Raw genomic sequence first — 21,444 nt, forward strand, 5'->3', positions numbered from 1 at the left:
TTCAATATTATTTAAAACACATGATTAGTGTTGTAATTCTTCTTCGCCTTCTTTTAGAGGCACATTTTGAGGTACGAAATCGTCCTCATGTCCTGGTTTAGAGTAGTCATAAGACCATCTGTGTACGTGAGGTATTTCACCTTCCCAGTTTCCATGAATATGTTTAATTGGAGCTGTCCATTCTAAAGTTGTAGATCTCCAAGGGTTTTGTACAGTACGTTTACCATAGAACATACTTCTAAAGAAATTGAATAAGTATATAAGTTGAACTGCACCACCAATTAACGCAAAAATGGTAATAATTACATTAGCATTTGCTGTGTCATCAAATAGTGGGAAGTTTGAGTTGGTATAGTAACGTCTTGGTAATCCTGCCATTCCAATAAAGTGCATTGGGAAGAATACACCATAAGCACAAACTGCAGTTACCCAAAAATGAATGTATCCTAGATTTTTATTTAGCATACGTCCGAACATTTTAGGATACCAATGATATATTCCTGCAAACATACCGTAAAGTGCAGATATTCCCATTACTAAGTGGAAGTGAGCAACTACAAAATACGTGTCATGTACGTTAATATCTAAAGCACTATCACCTAATATAATTCCTGTTAAACCTCCTGTAATGAAAGTAGAAACAAAAGCGATAGAAAATAACATGGCTGGGTTTAACTGCAAGTTTCCTTTCCATAATGTTGTAATCCAGTTGAATGCTTTTACAGCAGATGGAATTGCAATTAACAATGTTGTAAATGTAAATACTGACCCAAGGAAAGGATTCATACCAGAAATAAACATATGGTGTCCCCAAACAATAGTTGATAGAAATGCAATCGCTAAAATTGAAGCAATCATTGCACGATAACCAAAAATTGGTTTACGAGAACTTGTAGCCATAATTTCAGATACTAATCCCATTGCTGGTAGTATTACAATATATACCTCAGGATGCCCAAGGAACCAAAATAGGTGTTCAAATAATACAGGCGAACCACCTTGGTAATGTAAAACTTCACCTTGAATAAAGATATCAGATAAGAAGAACGATGTTCCGAAACTTCTATCCATTATAAGTAATAAAGCAGCAGATAACAATACTGGAAATGAAATTACACCAATAACAGCTGTGATAAAAAATGTCCAAATTGTTAAAGGTAGTCTAGTCATAGACATTCCTTTTGTACGCAAGTTGATTACAGTAACAATATAGTTTAATGAACCTAATAAAGATGAGGCAATAAATATAGCCATAGATACAAGCCATAAAGTCATTCCCATACCTGAACCACCTTGTGCCATAGGTAATGCACTTAAAGGAGGATAAATGGTCCAACCTGCAGCAGCTGGTCCAGCTTCTACAAATAAAGAGATAACCATAATAACACTAGATAGAAAGAATAACCAGTAAGATACCATGTTTAAGAAACCAGATGCCATATCACGAGCACCGATTTGTAATGGAATTAATAAGTTACTGAAGGTACCACTTAATCCTGCTGTTAATACAAAGAATACCATAATGGTACCATGTATTGTTACTAATGCTAAATAGATATCTGCATCCATAACACCATCTGGTGCAAAACTCCCAAGTAATGCTTCAAAAATTACATTAGGCTCTTCTGGCCATGCAATTTGCATACGAAACATAAGTGACATGATTACACCTATAACACCCATTATAGTACCTGTAATTAAGTACTGCTTTGCAATCATTTTATGATCTTGACTAAATATATATTTAGTGACAAAGGTTTCTTTATGGTGATGCTCTTCGTGTTCTTCGTGATCGTGTGTATCTGCGTGTGCTGACATAATTTAATATTCTTTTGTCTTATTAAATTTAGTTAATTAGTGAGTTTTTGAAAGATTTTTGTTCTTTCATCCAAGCGTCATATTCTTCTTGAGTTTCAACAATGATTTTCATTTGCATATTGTAATGTGATTTTCCACAAATCTTATTACAAAGTAATAAATAATCAAATTCATAACGTTCTAGAGCTTCTTCTCCTTTTGCTATTAACTTTTCGCTTTTTCCTGCTCTAATTTTATTAATGTTTGCTACTTTATCAATCATATCTGGATTCTGGCGCATATCGGCTGTAGTAACAGTTGGTGTAAAACCAAATTGAGTAATCATACCTGGAACACAGTTCATTTGTGCTCTAAAGTGAGGCATATATGCTGAATGTAATACATCTTGAGATCGCATTTTAAATAATACAGGACGTCCAACAGGCAAATGTAATTCTGTAGTGATAACATCATCTTGTGCATTAGGGTCAGATTCGTCAACCCCTAAAATATTGGCACGATTGATATCAATTAAACGAACATTAGCTTTACCCAATGTATTATCTGCTCCTCCATATCTAGCTTTCCAGTTAAACTGTTGAGCATAAAGTTCAACGATTAAAGGATCGTCATCTTCATTTACATTCATAATTGCAGACCAAGTAAACAAACCATAGATAATTAAACCTGCTAATACAATAACTGGTATGATTGTCCAGATAAACTCTAGCGTGTTATTATCGGCAAAGAATAGGGCTTGCTTACCCTTTTCGCCTTTATATTTATAAGCGAAATAGTGCAATAAAAATTGAGTAATGGTTTGTACTATAAAAATAAGTACCATTGAGATAATCATTAAATTATCTACTTGAGGACCATGAGCTGATGCAGAATTAGACATTAATGGTAAATCTCCTAACTCAACCATACTCCAAATAGTAATGATATAAATGAACGCTAAAAAGCCCATCATTAAGTAACCATTTAAGGTATTGTCTTTATCTGTTGCAACTTGGCTATTTGAGTTACCAGCTTGTGCTAAATCAAATATCTTAACCATTTGCCAAATGGCAATTGCTATAAATACTAAAACTAAAATTGTTAATAAAGCAGTCATTGTTGTCTTTCGTCTTTATTTATATTTTATTAATAATGGAAATTTTCACTTTCTTTCACAAAAGGATTACGTTTTGCAAGTAACGGAGCTTTTGTTAAAGCTGTAAATACTACAAATATGAATAGTCCTGCGAACAATAATATGGAGCTGATTTCAGGAATTCCAATAAACCATCGATCTCCTACAGTTGCTGGCATAATCATGTTGAATACATCTACGTAATGTCCTACTAAAATTACAATACCAGCCATAACTACAAACCAAGGAATACGTTTATAATCACTATTCATTAATATTAAGAATGGGAATACTAGATTAAGTACTATCATTCCAAAGAATGGTAATTTGTAATCATTAATTCGTGTTACAAAATAAGTTACTTCTTCAGGAATATCTGCATACCAGATTAACATGAATTGAGAGAACCATAAATAAGCCCAGAAAATACTAAATCCAAACATGAATTTAGCTAAATCGTGTAAATGGCTATCGTTAACTAATTCTAAATATCCTCTTGATTTTAAGTATAATGAGATGAATGCAATTACAGTAATTCCACATACTGCCATTCCTGCGAAAACATACCACCCAAATAATGTTGAAAACCAGTGTGGATCAACACTCATAATCCAATCCCAAGACATCATAGATTCTGTATAAATAAAGAATACTAGAAATGCTGCAGAGATTCTGAAGGTCTTTTTAAAATTTCTATTGTCATCTGCATTATCTTGTGCTATTGAGAACTTACGAGCAAATTGCCTGTATAAAACCCAACCACCAATATAAATTAATCCTCTAATTATAAATCCCCAAACATTTAACCATCCAGATTTTCCTTGAATTAATTTATCATGAGCGACTACTTCTGGATCCATCCAAACAAAAATATTATTATGTCCTAAGAAATGAGAAGCAGCAGCTATACCAAGTACAATTAAAGCGCCTGGAAGCAAATATGCTGTAATTCCTTCCATGACTCTAAATAATACAGGAGACCATCCAGATTGAGAAGCCCATTGAATGGCATAGAATGCTAAAGCACCTAAAGCAATCATCATAAAGAAAAATGCTGCTACATATAAAGCGGCCCAAGGTCTATTAGCGATTTGGTGTTGTACATGTTCTACATGTTTTGTGTGTTCATCTGCATGAGCACCTGTATCAGTTGCATGAGTATCATTAGCATGAGCGTCTTCAGAGGCATGTGTATCATGAGCTGTATCTGCTACGTGTGCAGTATCTTCGCCGTGACCTCCTCCATGATGTGCTTCTTCAGCTAACATTGTTTCAACGTCTTCAAAAGATTTATGAGAATTCATAAAACTATAACCAACACCTAATAACCCAAGGATTATAAGAGCGATAGAAAATGTCTTTAATTTATTTGAGAATGTGTACATATCTATATATAAACTTTATCTAATCTTATTTTTCTAAATCAGCTTTCAACTCTAATACGTAAGCCACAACTTGCCAACGTTCTTCTTCATTTAATTGGTTTGCATAAGAACCCATTGCATTCTTACCGTAATAAATAGTATGATAAATACTACCTGCGGTGATTGCTCTTCCTACATCATCATAACTTGGGATACCAAGTATTTTTTCTCTTTTCACTAAGTTTCCTTGTCCATCACCTTTATTACCATGGCAAATACCGCAATAAATATCGTATAATTCTTTTCCTCTAATGAAATCTACTTGGGTAGAATCTAATGGGTTCATTAAACTTGCTTTAGCTAGTTCAAAACCTTCAGTAGTATTAGCAATATCAAAAGGTGTATATCCTCTAGCGATTGTACCTTCAGCAGGCAATTGCGCTTCCATTCCGTTTTTAAAAGCCTTAGAGTCTTGATAGGTTTCATAACCAACAGGTTCATACATATTAGGCATGAATTGATAGTTAGGTCTAGAATCTTTCTTGCAAGATACCATTGAACTTACAATAAGGACTAATACAAATATTTTTATTAAGCGCTTCATATTAATGTTCATCTTCTTTATCAATAATATTAACTTCTACTGCACCCGTTTCGTTTAACAAGTTGGTTAGTTCTTTTTCATTTCCATGGACAGCTATCTCCATTAAAAAGTGATCATCTGTTGTTCTAGGATCAGGATTTTCAGCATTTTTAAAAGGCCACATTCTACTACGTAAATAAAACGTAATTACCATTAAATGTGCTGCAAAGAATACCGTTAGCTCGAACATGATAGGCACAAATGCTGGCATGTTTTCGATATAACTAAAACTAGGTTTACCACCTATATTTTGTGGCCAATCTTCAATCATGATAAAATTCATCATGATAATAGCTACTGTTAATCCAACACATCCATACATAAATGATGTAATTGCAATTCTAGTTGGCGCTAATCCCATAGCCTTGTCTAGTCCGTGAACTGGAAAAGGGGTGTATATTTCTTCAATGTGATGTTTTTCTGCTTTTACTGTTTTAACAGCGTTCATTAATACATCATCATCTGTGTAAATAGCGTGAATTACTTTTGAAGTTTCCATATGCTACTTTTAGTTTATTAATTTTTTAGCCTGTCCCGCCCAGTCATCACGTTCTGCTCTTCCTGGGAATGATTCTGTAATAGAATCTAACAAGTCATATTCTCTTTTAGTCATCTTACTTACTTGAAGGAATGAATAAATACCAATGCTATTTAAAACCTCCTCCATTTTAGGTCCAACGCCACTTATCTTTTTAAGATCATCAGGTGTTTGTGTGTTAGGATCGAAAGCTCCAATAGTGCCTAATAAGTTACTTACTCTTTCTGAATTATCAACAGAAGGTGTTTCAGCTTTATTCGGTTTTGGTAGAGTTGTAACATTTCCAGATGTTCTAGAATCTGCTCCAGTACCAACTAAACTATCTCCTCTTTCTCTAATTTTCTTATAGCGTTCGCCTGAAGATTTTAAAATTGTTTTCACTTCAGCTTGTGCAATAACTGGGAATGTTCTTGAGTACAATAAGAAGAGTACAAAAAAGAATCCTATAGTACCAATAAAAATACCTATGTCTACAAATGTTGGTGAGAACATTGTCCATGAAGATGGTAAATAATCTCTGTGTAAAGACGTTACAATAATTACAAAACGTTCAAACCACATTCCTATATTTACAACTATAGAAATAATGAATGAGAACATTATGCTTGTTCTTAATTTCTTGAACCACATAAATTGTGGAGAGAATACATTACAGGTCATCATGGCCCAATAAGCCCACCAATAAGGTCCAGTTGCCCTATTTAAGAAAGCATACTGTTCATATTCTACACCAGAATACCAAGCGATAAATAGCTCAGTAATATAAGCCACACCAACAATAGAACCTGTAATCATAATTACAATGTTCATTAATTCAATATGTTGTACAGTAATATAATCTTCTAGATTACACACTTTTCTCATAATAATAAGAAGTGTATTTACCATAGCGAATCCAGAGAAAACAGCTCCAGCAACAAAGTAAGGTGGAAAAATTGTAGTATGCCAACCTGGAATAACAGATGTTGCGAAATCAAATGATACTATGGTATGTACAGAAAGTACTAAAGGTGTTGCTAAACCAGCAAGTACTAAAGATACTTCTTCAAAACGTTGCCAATCTTTAGCTCTACCAGACCACCCAAAACTTAATAATGAATATATTTTCTTTTGGAAAGGTTTTACAGCACGATCTCTAATCATAGCGAAATCTGGTAATAATCCCGTCCACCAGAAAACTAATGACACAGAAAGGTATGTTGAGATTGCAAATACATCCCAAAGTAGTGGTGAGTTAAAGTTAACCCATAAAGATCCAAATTGATTTGGGATAGGTAGTACCCAATACCCTAACCAAGGCCTTCCCATGTGAATGATTGGAAATAAACCTGCTTGTACTACTGAGAAGATTGTCATAGCTTCAGCAGAACGGTTAATTGCCATTCTCCATTTTTGACGGAATAATAAAAGTACTGCAGAAATTAATGTTCCTGCGTGACCAATACCAACCCACCAAACGAAGTTAGTAATATCCCAAGCCCAACCAACAGTTTTATTCAAACCCCAAGTTCCAATTCCTGTAGAAATAGTGTAAATAATACATCCTATTCCCCAAAGAAAAGCGGCTAGAGCGATAGAAAAAACTATCCACCAAGATTTATTTGCTTTACCTTCAATAGGTCTTGCCACATCAACTGTAACATCGTGATATGATTTTTCGCCTGTAACTAAAGGTCTTCTAATAGGTGCTTCGTAATGAGACGCCATAATCCTTTTTATAATTATTTCTTATTAATCTATTTATGCTTCGGTTGTATTTCTCACTTTAGTTTGATACTGCACATTAGGCTTAGTACCTACACTTTCTAATAAGTGATACATACGATTATCTTTTAAAAGTTTTGCAACTTTAGAATCTTTATCATTGATATCTCCAAATGTCATTGCACCACTGCTACATGCAGAAGAACAAGCTGTTTGGAATTCACCATCTTTAATTTCACGTCCGTCACGTTTAGCATCTAAAATTGTTTTTTGTGTTTTTTGAATACACATAGAACATTTTTCCATTACACCACGAGAACGCACGACAACATCTGGGTTTAATACCATACGACCTAAATCGTCATTCATATGATAATCAAACTCATCGTTTCCGTTATATAAGAACCAGTTAAAACGACGTACTTTATACGGACAGTTATTTGCACAATAACGTGTTCCTACGCAACGGTTATAAGCCATATGATTTTGACCTTGACGACCATGAGATGTTGCTGCCACAGGACAAACAGTTTCACAAGGTGCGTGGTTACAATGCTGACACATTACTGGTTGAAAAGCCACTTGAGGATTCTCTGAGGCACTTTCCATTTCTCCAAACTCACTTAACGAACTGCTTAATCCAGAAATATTATCTTTCTTTTCGTTATCTCCAGCAAATGATTCTTCAGAAGAATAGTATCTATCTATACGCAACCAGTGCATATCGCGACTACGTCTAATTTCTTCTTTACCAACAACTGGCACATTATTTTCAGCATGACATGCAATCACACATGCACCACATCCAGTACAGGCATTTAAGTCTATAGACAAATTAAAATGATGTCCAATAGAACGATCAAACTCATCCCAAAGATCTGCATTTTTAGATGTTACCGGAATTTCTTCATGGTTATAAGATACTACAGGAACAGCATTCCAATGTTTTTTATCTTTAGTATTAAATATTTCAAGAGTTGTTTCTTTGATAATATCGCCACGACCCATTAATGTATTGTGTAGTTGTACACAAGCAAACTCGTGTTCACCTGAAACCGATTTTATCGATACATTATTTTGAACTGGATCAAAGTTTTTATAAAAAGGGTAAGCATTGTAGCCTGTCTGCATTTCTTCTTTCAGTCCGTTTTTACGACCAAAACCAAATGACAGACCTAAAGTCCCAACTGCTTGACCTGGTTGAATAATAACAGGAAGTGTTACAGCAACACCATTAACAGTAAGCTCGACTAGACTTGAGTTTAAACCACCTGTTGCCTCATGCCAATTCGTAACGCCATACTTTTTAGCATCTTTAGCAGACATAGTTAAATAGTTGTCCCAAGTTGTTCTTGTAATAGGATCTGGAAACTCTTGTAACCAAGGATTGTTGGCCTGCTGACCATCTCCCATTCCAACTTTAGTATATAATGTTAACTCTAATTCAGATGGTTGTACTGAAGCGGCAAGTGTTCTTGCTGCATTGCCAGAAGGCATTTCAGAGACTTCTTCTGTTTCTGAAACTTCAGAAGCAACTTCTTCTATCGCAGAAGCAGTACTAACAAATACACCATCATGTAAAGCTTGATTGAATGAGCTTCCGTTTAAGATATTAGAATTCCAAGTGTCTTTAATATAATCTGAAAAAGACATATCGTTTCCTGTCCACTTCAATAAAGCTTCTTGAAATTGTTTAGTATCAAATAAAGGACGAATCGTTGGTTGCATTAATGCAAATTGTCCTTTTTTCATTTCCACATCTCCCCAAGATTCTAAGTAATGAGGTGCTGCAGCAATATAAGTTGAAGCTGATGCTGTTTCGTCTACTTTCATTGAGAAGCACACCGAAACTAAATCAGCATTGTTTAATCCTTCAGCAAAATCTGAAGCATTTGGTAAAGTATATAATGGATTAACACCACTCATAATTAAAGCACCAACTTTACCTGCTTTCATATCAGCAACTAAAGTGTTTACAGCTTTATTATTTCCTTGTCTTGTTTTTATTGGCGAAGTTGTATCAAAAGCTTTAGAACCTATAGCTTCATTGATTTCAAAGACAACGGTTTGAGCGTTTACATCTTGAAGCCCTGTAACCACGACACCATTACTTCCTGCCTTTTTAAGTTGTGAAGCAGCTTGTCGCACTGCTTGATCGATACTTTCTGGCAAATCTCCAGATACCGAGCCTCCAACAACATAAGAATATAGTTTTGCTAAAGCTGTTTTTTGCTGACTTGGTGTTAAAGATACACGCTTATCTGCATTAGCTCCAGTCAAAGACATATTAGACTCAAACTGAATGTGACGTGACATTTTACCATGATCTGGAACTCTATTTTTAGCATATCCAGAATCAAATCCGCCACCTTGCCAATCTCCTAAGAAGTCAGCACCTACAGAAACTATAGTCATGGCTTTAGAAAAATCATAATTAGCTAATGCACGCTCTCCGTATTTGGCTTGATATGCATCTAAAGCTGCAGATTCAGAAACAGCATCGTAAACAACATGACGTACATTACCATACTTTTCTTTAAACTCTGAAATTAACTTAGAAGTTGAAGGACTAGCAAAAGTTTGTGTTAATAAAACAATATCTTTATTAGAATCCTTAACAGCATTTAACTTCTGCATCATTGTATTGTCAAGTTCAGACCATGATATAGGATTATTGCCTTTCATTGGTCCTTGAACTCTTAAACTATCGTATAGTCCTAAAACCGAAGCATTAACTCTAGCATTAGCTCCTCCATTTGAAGTGGCCATGTTATTGTTCTCGATTTTAATAGGACGACCTTCGCGAGTTTTAACTAAAACACTTGCAAAATCAAAACCATTTGCAATTGTAGTTGCATAGTAGTTTGCTACGCCTGGAATAATTTCTTCTGGCTGAACAACATAAGGAATTGATTTAATAACTGGTCCTTCACAGGCAGCAAGTGATGCTGCAGCTGTACTAAAACCAACATATTTTAAGAAATCACGACGTGTTGTCGAAGACGACTCTAAAGTCGTTTTATCTCCTAAAAACTCATCAGTAGGAATTTCTTCAACAAATTCGTTTTGTTTTAGCGTCTCAACAATAGAGCTATTCTCGTTTAGCTCCTCAACACTTTTCCAGTATTTCTTGTTTGATGACATATTATATAATTGAATTACTTCTTATTAATTTATTAGTAATGACATTTACCACATTCTAATCCACCCATTTGTGCAGCCGTTAATTCTTCTACACCATATTTTTTAGATAATTCTTCGTGAATTTTAGTATAGTATGCGTTGTCTTTTACTTTAACGTTTGTTTCTCTGTGACAGTTTATACACCATCCCATTGTTAAAGGTGCATGCTGATACATGATTTCCATTTCTTCAACAGGACCATGACAAGTCTGACATTCTATACCTGCAACTGTGACGTGTTGAGAGTGATTAAAATACGCAAAATCTGGTAAGTTGTGTATTCTTACCCATTTAACGGGTTGTGTTTCACCAGTATATTTTTGATCAGCATCGCTCCAACCTGCGGCTGTATATAATTTTTGAATTTCGCCATCATAAAACTCTTTAGTATGCTCTGAAGTTGTTTCTCCATTATACTCATAAATAGATTTATGACAATTCATACATACATTAAGTGAAGGAATCCCTGAAGTCTTACTGACTCTAGCAGATGAGTGACAATATTTACAATCAATATTATTATCTCCAGCGTGAATTTTATGTGAAAAATGAATTGGTTGTACTGGCTGATATCCTTGATCAACACCTATTTGAGATAAGTAACCAAACACATAGTAAGCACTTGCTAGCAAAAAGAATATTGCAGTGACCAATACTAAAAATTGATTTTTAGCAAAAGCTTTCCATAAAGGAATACTTTTATCTTCTGTAGCAATATCAACGCCTTTAGCTTCTGCAAATCGACGTAGTGTTTTATTAACTAAAATTAATGCAAAAGCTAACAATGCAAATAGCACTGCTAATGCTCCTAGTATTAATTTATTTGAAACACCATCGCCACTACCTGATGCTGGAGTTTGTCCAACTTGATCAACGGTTCCAACTGGTGCTGCTGGTGGTTCTTCAGCAGTATAGGCTAAAATATCGCTTATGTCTTGGTCTGAAAATCCTGGATAAGCCGTCATTGGAGTACCTCCATACTCATCACTAATTTTCTTTGCATAAGCATCTCCAGTTGCTTTAACGCCATCACTATTACGAATCCATGCAGCTATCCATGCACGATCAAGACCTTCATCATCAGCTAGTCGTTGTTCTACATTACGCAACGCTGGACCAGTCATTTTCTTGTCTAACTTATGACAAGAAGCACAATTGGTATTAAATAAAGACTTTCCATTTACTGGATCACCTTCTTGAGCAGAAAGTGAGGTAGAAAACGCTAATAAAAAAATCAAGCTTAAACGAAGAATAGTATTGCTTAATTTACGGTGAATCACCTGTTTCATATTATTGGTTGAGTTAACTTCTAAACTTTGGTATGGTTTTTTCATTTACTAAAAGAAAAAATACAGTTATAAAATCTCGAACAAAAGTAATATTAAAAGTCGATTTTAGAAATGTTACAGAAGTGTTAATTGCTAATTTAGAGAAATTCTAAATAATAAATCGTGTAACAATTCAGTTTATAACATTTACATTTGCATTAAATATTGTTTAAAATGAAACTTATAAAAATAAAAGTAGCAAGTATTATAGTAATGATTTTATCAGTGTTTACAAGTATTTGCTATGCGCAACAAGGTGAAATTACAGTTAATCAAGATCAAAAAATTACGGAATTATTAAAGTTAAAAAAAGAGATTAACTCGAATGAAGATTCTAGTGATCGATATAAAATACAAATTTATTCTGGTCGTCGTATAAGCGCCGAAAAGTCTAAATCAGATTTTGATAGTTCTTATCGTGAATGGTCAAGTAAAATGGTTTATGAAACACCAAATTACAAAGTTTGGGTTGGTAGTTTTAGGTCTCGTTTAGAGGCAGATAGAGCGCTTTTAAAAATAAAAAAGACATTCCCAAACGCGTTTATTTTTAAACCTAAAAAGGAAAAAGAAAATTAACTTTTAAAGTTTGTTCAAAAAAAAAAAGCAACCTTGTAGGTTGCTTTTTTTTGTAAATATATAAAACTATTTAAGTTTCTTTTTGACTTCAACTTCTTGGAACGCTTCAATAACATCACCTTCTTTAATGTCGTTATAGTTTTTAATTTGCATTCCACAATCATACCCTTTAGAGACTTCTTTTGCATCATCTTTAAAACGTTTTAAAGAAGCTAATTCACCAGTGTATATTACAACACCATCACGAATTAAGCGTACGCCAGAATTTCTGAATATTTTTCCATTAGTTACCATACATCCTGCAATACTTCCTATTTTAGAAACTTTAAAGATTTCTCTAATTTCTGCAGTACCTGTAATTTCTTCTTTAAGCTCTGGAGACAACATACCTTCCATAGCATCTTTAAGGTCATTAATTGCATCATAGATAATAGAATACATTCTGATATCAATTTCTTCTTTATCTGCAATTTGACGTGCATTACCCATAGGGCGCACATTAAATCCGATAATAATGGCATCAGATGCTGAAGCTAATAGCACATCACTTTCAGTAATTGGACCAACTCCTTTATGTATTATATTGACTTGTATTTCTTCCGTAGATAATTTTTGGAAAGAATCTGTTAAGGCTTCAACTGAACCATCAACATCTCCTTTTAATATGATATTTAATTCTTGGAAATCACCAAGCGCAATACGACGTCCAATTTCATCTAATGTAATATGACGTTGAGTACGCACAGATTGTTCACGCTGTAACTGAGTACGTTTTGTGGCTATTTGCTTAGCTTCACGTTCATCTTCAAAGACATTAAACTTATCGCCAGCTTGCGGTGCACCATCTAATCCTAAAACAGATACTGGGGTTGATGGCCCAGCTTCTATGATTTCTTTACCACGTTCATCGTGCATGGCTTTTACTTTACCACTATTCTTTCCTGCTAAGATATAGTCGCCAACACGCAATGTTCCGGCTTGTACTAATATCGTAGACACATACCCACGACCTTTGTCTAAGAATGCTTCAACGACAGTACCTTGAGCCGCTTTATTTGGGTTAGCTTTTAACTCTAAAAGTTCTGCTTCAAGCAATACTTTTTCAAGTAATTCTTTAACACCTGTTCCCATTTTAGCTGAAATATCATGAGATTGAATTTTTCCTCCCCAATCTTCAACTAATAAATTCATTTGAGCTAGGCCTTCTTTAATCTTTTCAGGATTAGCATCAGGCTTATCAATTTTATTTATAGCGAAAACAATAGGAACTCCTGCTGCTTGTGCATGAGATATAGCTTCTTTTGTTTGAGGCATAATATCATCATCTGCAGCTGCAACAATAATTGCTATATCTGTGACTTGAGCTCCACGAGCACGCATGGCTGTAAAGGCCTCGTGACCTGGTGTATCAAGGAACGCTATTTTTTGTCCGCTCTCAAGTGTAACACCATAGGCACCAATATGCTGTGTAATTCCACCTGACTCTCCAGCAATGACATTTTCTTTACGAATGTAATCTAAAAGCGATGTTTTACCATGATCGACATGCCCCATTACTGTTACAATAGGTGCGCGTTCTTTAAGATCTTCTGGTTTATCCTCAACTTCTTCAAATGATTCTTCAATATCTGCAGTTATGAACTCTACATTATATCCAAATTCTTCAGCAACAATAGAAAGAGTTTCGGCATCTAAACGTTGGTTCATTGTAACCATCATACCAAGAGACATACATGCTGAGATTATTTCTGTTACACCTACTTCCATCATAGTTGCAACTTCACTAGCCGTTACAAATTCTGTTACTTTTAGAATTTTACTTTCTGCGGCTTCAATTTGCTGATCAATTTCAGTTTGTTCTCTATGCTGATCTCTTTTTTCTCTTCTATATTTAGCGCCTTTTCCTTTATTAGATTTTCCTTGAAGTTTTTCTAAGGTTTCGCGAACTTGTTTTTTAACATCCTCTTCGCTAGGCTCTTCTTTTACGATGTTACGTCTTCCTTGCCCAGGTTTCTTTCCTTTAAATCTGTCGTTTCCACCTCTATTTCCACCACCTGGTTTATTATCGCCTGGTTTAGAAATTCGACGACGTTTACGTTTATTATCCGCAGACTTATCGTCTTTTTTAGTGTCTTCTTTTTTCTTTTTAGGTTTATTAAACTGACTTAAATCAATTTTATCTCCTGAAATTTTTGGTCCAGAAAGCTTTTGATATTTAGTCGTTACTTTTTCATCTTTAATTGGCTCTTCTACCTCAGGTTTTTTGTCTTCTTTTTTAGGCTTTTCAGGTTTTTCAGCTTTAACTTTTTTATCCGTTTTTTGTTCTGGAGCAGCATCTTCTTTAACCGGTTTTTCTTGCTTAACTTTTTCGGTTTTAGGTTTTGCTTCGGCTTCTGCTTTTTTAGTTTTTGGCTTTAGTTCAATTTTACCAACTTGTTTTGGCCCAGTTAAAGTCGATTTGGCTTTAACAATTTCTTCTTGCTTAGCCTCCTCCTTCTTAGCTTCAATTTTTTGCTTTTCCTCTAGCTCTTTTTCACGTTGAATTCTTAGCGCTTCTTTTTCTTTAAGCTTTGCTTCACTAACTTCTTGAGATGCCATCTTTTTTGTAGCATCTGTTTGAAATTCATCGGAAAGCACTTGGTAAACTTCTTCTGAAATTTTTGTAGTAGGACGCTTCTCTATTTCAATGCCTTTAGATTCTAAAAAATCTACTGCACGATCTATAGAGATGTTAAGCTCACGTAATACTTTATTTAATCTTGTTTCAGCCATAAATTGCTTGTAATATAACCTAAAAATATATTAGTCTTCAAATTCTGCTTTAAGAATTCTTAGAACTTCGTTAATTGTTTCTTCTTCTAAATCTGTTCTTTTCACTAGATCTACTAAATCTTGTTCTAAAACACTTTTTGCTGTATCTAAACCAGCTTTGCTAAATTCATCAATAATCCATCCATCTATTTCATCAGAGAATTCTCTTAATTCAACATCTTCTTCAGCTCCTTCTCTAAACACATCTATTTCATAACCTGTTAATTGCCCAGCCAAGCGAATATTATGTCCTCCTCGCCCTATGGCTTTACTTACCTCTTCTGGTTTTAAGATGGCTTCAGCTCTTTTATTCTCTTCATCAATTTTAATAGATGTTACACGAGCAGGACTTAATGCTCTAGTAATATACAATTGTAAATTATTTGTATAGTTAATTACATCAATATTTTCATTTCCTAATTCACGAACAATACCATGAATACGAGATCCTTTCATTCCAACACAGGCACCTACAGGATCTATTCTGTCGTCATAAGAATCTACAGCTACTTTTGCTTTTTCACCTGGAATTCTTACCACATTTTTTATCGTAATTAAACCATCAAAAACTTCAGGAATTTCTTGTTCAAACAGTTTTTCTAAAAATGCTGGAGCAGTTCTAGACATTAAAATTGCTGGTTTATTTCCTTTAAGTTCTACACTTTCAATAATCCCTTTAACATTATCTCCCTTTCTGAAAAAATCAGAAGGGATTTGTTTGTCTTTTGGCAAAATAATTTCGTTACCTTCATCATCAAGTAATATTACAGCTCTATGACGAATATGATGTACTTCAGCAGTATATATTTCGCCTACTAAATCTTTAAATTGCTTATAAATGTTTGTATTGTCATGCTCATGAATTTTAGAAATTAAATTTTGGCGTAACGCTAAAATAGAACGACGACCTAAATCTATTAACTTCACTTCTTCAGACACATCTTCACCAACTTCAAAATCTGGTTCAATTTTTCGTGCTTCGCTTAGCGAAATTTCTTGATTTGGTTCTTCTACTTCACCATCGGCAACAACAATTCTGTTTCTCCAAATTTCTAAATCTCCTTTATCTGGATTTATAATGATATCAAAATTATCATCATCTCCAAACTTTTTTTTCAATGCATTTCTAAAAACGTCTTCTAAAATTGCCATTAACGTTACACGATCTATTAATTTATCATCTTTAAATTCTGAAAATGAATCAATTAACGCAAGATTTTCCATAACTCTTTAAATTAAAATTTAATCATAACTTTTGCTTCTACAATATTCTCATAGGCTATTTCTGCCTGTTTTTGAACCGTTACCTTTCCTTTTCCTACAGGTTTTGGTTCTCTACTTTTCCACTGTAAAGTAATCTCATTTTCAGAAGCTTGAATAAGCGTGCCTTCAATATGATCACTTTTGGTTTTCACCTCTAATGTTCTTCCTATATTTTTAGCATATTGCCTTTTATGAATCAAAGGTGAGGTTGCTCCTGCAGAGGCAACTTCAAGCGAAAAATCTTGTTCTTCTCTATCTAAGTTATGCTCTACAGCTCTACTAATAAATATGCAGTCTTCAACAGTAACACCTTGATCTCCATCAATAATAATTTTTATTGTATTATCTGGAGTCATTGAAAAATCTACAAGAAATAAGTTTTTACGCTCTTCCAGACCCTTTTCCAATAAATCTTTTACTGTGTTCTTAAACATTTTTTGGTATAAAAAGAGGGGACTTTTCGTCCCCTCATTTATTCTTTTTTCTTACAACGCTGCAAATATACAACTTTTAAATTGATTTACAATACTGTGAAAATGTCATTTTATTTTCTTAAATTTAATGAGCAATTCCTCTAAACATAAATTCTTTAAATAAAATGAAAAAAATACTCGTACCAACAGACTTTTCTAAACAAGCTGAATACGCTTTAGAAATAGCAGCTCAACTCGCAAAAATCCACAATGGTGAAATTTACTTATTACATATGCTTGAATTACCATTGAATCAAATTCAAGAAGTTGGAGGAGGTCCTGGAGGCGCAGAACTCCCAGAAGCTATGGCTTTTATGCAAATCGCACACAACAAATTTGAAGACTTATTAAAAGCTTATTATTTAAAGGATATTACTGTTCATGAAACTGTGAGTTTTCATCAAACTTTTGAAGGTATAAAAGACACTTGTAAAGAACATGATATCGACCTTATTGTAATGGGTTCACATGGTGCTAGTGGCTTTAAAGAGATGTTTATTGGCTCTAATACAGAAAAAGTAGTGCGGACTTCAGACATTCCTGTTCTTGTAATAAAAAATAAACACTCAAATTTTAAAGTTAATGACTTTGTGTTTGCATCAGACTTTAAGAATGACAACAAAGAAACTTATAGACAAGCTTTAGATTTAGCGAAAATTTTCAACTCAAAAATTCATTTACTTTTTGTAAACACGGCTAGTAATTTTACGACAACAGCAAAAGCTAATGAAAGAATTTTAGCGTTTATTAAAGGGTTTGATTACAGTAATTACAACATTAATATTTTTAATGACGAGTCTGTAGAAAAAGGCATTTTAAACTTTTCGCATAGCATTGATGCCGATTTAATTGGCATAAGCACACATGGCAGACAAGGCATATCACATTTTTTTAATGGAAGCATTAGTGAAGATTTAGTAAATCATGCTAAAAGACCTGTTATTACATTCAAAATTTAAAACTAAATTCAATAAATAAAAAAAGTCTTCCTTTTAGGAAGACTTTTTTGTTGGCCCACTAGGGCTCGAACCTAGACTCTTTGGTACCAAAAACCAACGTGTTGCCAGTTACACCATGGGCCATTATCTCAAAATGAGAGTGCAAATTTAACACAAAGTTTTATTTGCACAAACATTTTTAGAAGAAAATAATTTTTAAAACTTAACGTTTCCTTAAAAACCCTAATGGTTTCATATTTATTATTAAATTCGCCGTGTTTATTAAGATAAATTTACATGATACATTTCAATTTTAAAAAGTGGAATACTATTTTAGGATGGTTTTCTTTTTTAATCGCTCTAATAACATATAGCCTAACTGTAGAACCAACAGTTAGTTTCTGGGATGCTGGCGAATATATATTAACAGCTTCTAAACTCCAAGTTGGTCATCCTCCTGGAGCTCCTTTGTTTCAAATGATGGGTGCATTCTTCTCAATTTTTACTTTTGGAAACAACGAACTCATTGGTTGGATGATGAATATGATGAGTGCTGTATCTAGTGCTTTTACTATATTGTTTATGTTCTGGACCATCACACTTCTCCTAAGAAAAATAATCGTTTTTACTAATCCTAGGAATGAAGAAAATAGTACAAGCTCTTCTTTAGAAAACACTTCACTAACAAAACAACAATATATGGCTATATTGGGATCTGCATTAGTGGGTAGTTTAGCTTTTACTTTCACTGATTCTTTTTGGTTTAATGCAGTTGAAACTGAAGTATATGCCATGGCTACTCTAATTATGTCAATCTTATTTTGGCTTGCTTTACGTTGGGAACAGGAAATGGATAAACCACGAGGAAACCGTTGGCTCATTCTTATTGCATTTGTTATTGGCTTGTCTTTTGGAGTACACTTTATGGGCTTATTAACTATTCCTGCCATTGGTTTAATTTACTATTTTAAAAACTACAAAGACATTACCTTAAAGAGCTTTATTATCGCAAATGTTACAACTGTTGCTATACTACTATTTATCTTTAAATTACTTGCTCCAAATATTTTAAGATTCTTTAGTGTCCTAGAAATTTTCTTTGTCAATTCAATAGGACTTCCTTTTAATTCAGGCTCTATTATTGCAGCTTTACTTTTAATTGCTCTAGTTTATTTTGGTTTACAATACACACGAAAAAAACAATACAAACATTTAAACACAGCTATTTTATGCTTAACTTTTATTGTTGTTGGGTTCTCTTCTTGGACCATGCTCCCTATTCGTGCTAATGCTAATGTGGTTATTAACGAAAATAATCCATCTAGCGCAAGAGAGTTATTAGCCTACTACAATTTAGAACAATACCCTGAAACACATTTGTTTTATGGCCCACAGTTTACAGATCAATATTCTGGCTTAGATGAAATTGAGCCTTATGTAGATGATAAACCTAAATACGAAAAAGACTATGCTAAAGGGAAATATGTTATTGTTAATGACTACAAAAAAGCAAAACAAAATTATAACAATAAACATGCTTCAATATTACCAAGAATGTGGAGCCCTGAAAATGCTGAAAACTATTTAATGTTTACTGGCATATTAGATTTTAAACTTAAACCAGAGTATCAACTAGAAAACGAATTACGAAGTGCTATTTTTTCATTTAAAAATGATGTCTCTCAGGGTTTAATCGATTATGAAGACTATCACAATTTCTTAAAACAGTTTGGACAATACTTAGACATTGAAAAGCCTTCATTTATTGACAACGTCATTTACATGTTTGAATACCAATTAGGCTACATGTATTGGCGATATTTTATGTGGAATTTTGTTGGACGACAAGACGACACTCAAGGTGAATACGACAATCATGGAAATTGGATAAGTGGCATTAATTTTATTGATGCTATACATTTAGACCAATCTCAAGATAATTTACCAAGTGATGTTAAAAACAATAAAGCAAGAAACACTTATTACTTTTTACCTTTACTTTTAGGTTTAATTGGACTGTTCTTTTTATTTAATAAAGACAAAAAATTATTTTGGACCATGTTAGTATTTTTCTTGTTTACTGGACTAGCTATACAAGTATATACTAACGTCAGACCTTTTGAACCTCGTGAAAGAGACTACTCTGTTGTTGGCTCTTTTTATGTGTTTGCCATCTGGATTGGATTTGGTGTTTATGCGATATTTGATAATCTAAGACAAAAGATAACTTCAAAACTTCTTGCGCCTGGAATAACACTAATTTGTTTAATTTTAGTCCCAGCAATTTTAGCTGCAAACAATTGGGATGACCATGATAGATCTGGTAAATATTCTGCTAGAGCCATGGCTAAAATGTATTTAGATTCTTGCGATGAAAATGGTATTTTATTTTCTATTGGAGATAATGATACATTTGCCCTTTGGTATGCTCAAGAAATTGAAGGCTACAGAACAGATGTTCGTGTAGTTAACACGAGTCTTTTTCAAACCGATTGGTATATTGATCAAATGAAACGAAAAGCCTATGACAGTGATCCAATACCATCTCAACTTACTCATGATCAATACAAACATGGTACTAGAGATTATATTATGAAGCGCACTTATTTTGTGAACGAAAAAGGTCAAGCTGTAAAACTATTAAAATCGGATACTTTAGATATTAAAGATTTCTTAGAATTTGTTGGAAGTGAGAATCCTAAAACCAAATTTAAATTTATTCTACAACAACAAGGCGAAAACCCAAATGATTATCCATCACAATTAACAAACTCGAACTATTTCCCTGTTGAGCATGTGAGAATTCCTGTAAATAAAGAAAATGCATTAAAAAGTGGTATTGTAAAAGAAAAAGACGCTGATAAAATCGAAGACTTTATCGATATAAAAATCACAGAAAGCGCGCTTTATAAAAATCGTCTCCTCATGTTAGACATCGTAGCCAATAATGACTGGAAACGCCCAATATATTTCACAGGAGGTAGTTTTGGTGACGATGACTATATTTGGATGAAAGATTATTTACAATTAGATGGCCTGTGCTATAAATTAACACCTATAAAAACACCTGTAGATAGAGCAAATCCTTTTGATATGGGACGTGTAGATAGTGAAAAAATGTATGATATTGTTACAAAATGGGATTGGGGAAATAGTAATAGTCCTGATGTATATTATGATACTGAAACTAGAACCAACTCGATAACTTACAGAGGAAATCTTGCGCGTTTAATAGAGCAATTTATCAACGAAGATCAACCTGAAAAAGCCGAAGAAATAGCCGATTTGGCTATGGATAAACTCCCTGTAGAATATTATGGCTATTACACGTTATTAGAACCCTACATTAGTGCTTATTATGAAGTTGGCGCTAAAGAAAAAGCGCGAAAATTATTTAAAGATGTTAGTATTAAATATCAAGAAAATTTAACCTATTATAGTAGTCTTGAACAAAGCAAACAACGCCAACTAGGTGAGCTTATTATTACTGATATTGAACGCTATAAAGCACTTGTTGATGTGGTTATGGATTATGATGAAGAATTAGCAAAAACTGAAACAAAAACCTTTACAAACTTCTTGCAATTGTTTGATCACTTTAATGCTGGGATTCAAGAGGAAGATTCAAGAAATCAACCCGAAGACATAGACCTTAAACAACAAGACACTATAATCGCTCCAGAATAAATAC

General features: G+C 33.7%; 14 protein-coding genes and 1 tRNA gene. 3 read left to right on the top strand and 12 right to left on the bottom strand.

The annotated features are described in order from the left end of the window. Positions 1 to 24: 24 nt before the first annotated feature. From ACFS5M_RS01000 to ACFS5M_RS01035, 8 genes are read right to left on the bottom strand one after another with little or no spacing between them, the layout of a single operon-like run. Positions 25 to 1,818, bottom strand: a complete 1,794-nt coding sequence (locus ACFS5M_RS01000; protein ID WP_183484538.1) for a cytochrome c oxidase subunit I — start codon at positions 1,816 to 1,818, stop codon at positions 25 to 27. Between the two features lie 28 nt (positions 1,819 to 1,846). Next, positions 1,847 to 2,914, bottom strand: a complete 1,068-nt coding sequence (locus tag ACFS5M_RS01005) for a cytochrome c oxidase subunit II (protein WP_183484542.1) — start codon at positions 2,912 to 2,914, stop codon at positions 1,847 to 1,849. A 29-nt stretch (positions 2,915 to 2,943) separates the two neighbouring features. Beyond that, positions 2,944 to 4,317 carry a quinol:cytochrome C oxidoreductase gene (locus ACFS5M_RS01010; protein WP_183484545.1) on the bottom strand — a complete coding sequence of 458 codons (1,374 nt, stop codon included), beginning with the start codon at positions 4,315 to 4,317 and terminating at the stop codon, positions 2,944 to 2,946. A 25-nt stretch (positions 4,318 to 4,342) separates the two neighbouring features. Next, on the bottom strand, positions 4,343 to 4,900 hold the full coding sequence (locus ACFS5M_RS01015; RefSeq protein ID WP_183484547.1) for a c-type cytochrome: 558 nt from the start codon (positions 4,898 to 4,900) through the stop codon (positions 4,343 to 4,345). 1 nt (position 4,901) lies between these two features. After that, entirely contained in the window at positions 4,902 to 5,438 is a 537-nt protein-coding gene (locus tag ACFS5M_RS01020) for a DUF3341 domain-containing protein (RefSeq protein WP_183484550.1), read from the bottom strand. Positions 5,439 to 5,447: 9 nt separating this feature from the next. After that, a complete protein-coding gene (gene nrfD, locus ACFS5M_RS01025; RefSeq protein WP_183484553.1) occupies positions 5,448 to 7,184 on the bottom strand; it encodes an NrfD/PsrC family molybdoenzyme membrane anchor subunit in 1,737 nt (578 codons plus the stop codon). 33 nt (positions 7,185 to 7,217) lie between these two features. Further along, the gene (locus tag ACFS5M_RS01030) at positions 7,218 to 10,325 is read right to left on the bottom strand and encodes a TAT-variant-translocated molybdopterin oxidoreductase (protein ID WP_183484556.1); all 3,108 of its coding nucleotides are present in this window, start codon (positions 10,323 to 10,325) and stop codon (positions 7,218 to 7,220) included. Positions 10,326 to 10,357: 32 nt separating this feature from the next. Further along, positions 10,358 to 11,653 (bottom strand): c-type cytochrome, encoded by a 1,296-nt coding sequence (locus ACFS5M_RS01035; protein WP_183487181.1) that lies wholly within the window; start codon positions 11,651 to 11,653, stop codon positions 10,358 to 10,360. Positions 11,654 to 11,866: 213 nt separating this feature from the next. Here ACFS5M_RS01035 and ACFS5M_RS01040 point away from each other — a divergent pair, with 213 nt between their 5' ends. Beyond that, entirely contained in the window at positions 11,867 to 12,268 is a 402-nt protein-coding gene (locus ACFS5M_RS01040; protein WP_183484559.1) for an SPOR domain-containing protein, read from the top strand. 66 nt (positions 12,269 to 12,334) lie between these two features. Here ACFS5M_RS01040 and infB read toward each other — a convergent pair whose 3' ends face one another. Genes infB through rimP form a run of 3 tightly spaced genes read right to left on the bottom strand, consistent with a single transcriptional unit; the run spans position 12,335 to position 16,776 of the window. After that, positions 12,335 to 15,040, bottom strand: a complete 2,706-nt coding sequence (infB, locus tag ACFS5M_RS01045) for a translation initiation factor IF-2 (RefSeq protein WP_183484562.1) — start codon at positions 15,038 to 15,040, stop codon at positions 12,335 to 12,337. A gap of 30 nt (positions 15,041 to 15,070) precedes the next feature. Beyond that, positions 15,071 to 16,303: a transcription termination factor NusA gene (nusA, locus tag ACFS5M_RS01050; RefSeq protein ID WP_183484565.1), complete on the bottom strand. Its 1,233-nt coding sequence runs from the start codon at positions 16,301 to 16,303 to the stop codon at positions 15,071 to 15,073. A gap of 11 nt (positions 16,304 to 16,314) precedes the next feature. Then, positions 16,315 to 16,776, bottom strand: a complete 462-nt coding sequence (gene rimP / locus ACFS5M_RS01055; RefSeq protein WP_183484567.1) for a ribosome assembly cofactor RimP — start codon at positions 16,774 to 16,776, stop codon at positions 16,315 to 16,317. 164 nt (positions 16,777 to 16,940) lie between these two features. Between rimP and ACFS5M_RS01060 the strand changes: the two genes are divergently transcribed. Next, positions 16,941 to 17,774 carry a universal stress protein gene (locus ACFS5M_RS01060; protein WP_183484569.1) on the top strand — a complete coding sequence of 278 codons (834 nt, stop codon included), beginning with the start codon at positions 16,941 to 16,943 and terminating at the stop codon, positions 17,772 to 17,774. 50 nt (positions 17,775 to 17,824) lie between these two features. Here ACFS5M_RS01060 and ACFS5M_RS01065 read toward each other — a convergent pair. Next, positions 17,825 to 17,897, bottom strand: a tRNA-Gln gene (locus ACFS5M_RS01065). Positions 17,898 to 18,050: 153 nt separating this feature from the next. On the opposite strand from ACFS5M_RS01065, the gene ACFS5M_RS01070 reads away from it, so the two are divergent. Beyond that, entirely contained in the window at positions 18,051 to 21,440 is a 3,390-nt protein-coding gene (locus tag ACFS5M_RS01070) for a glycosyltransferase family 117 protein (protein ID WP_183484571.1), read from the top strand. The last annotated feature ends 4 nt before the right edge of the window (positions 21,441 to 21,444 follow it).

The sequence above is a fragment of the Lacinutrix iliipiscaria genome, assembly GCF_042686125.1.
Taxonomy (GTDB): Bacteria; Bacteroidota; Bacteroidia; order Flavobacteriales; family Flavobacteriaceae; genus Oceanihabitans; species Oceanihabitans iliipiscarium.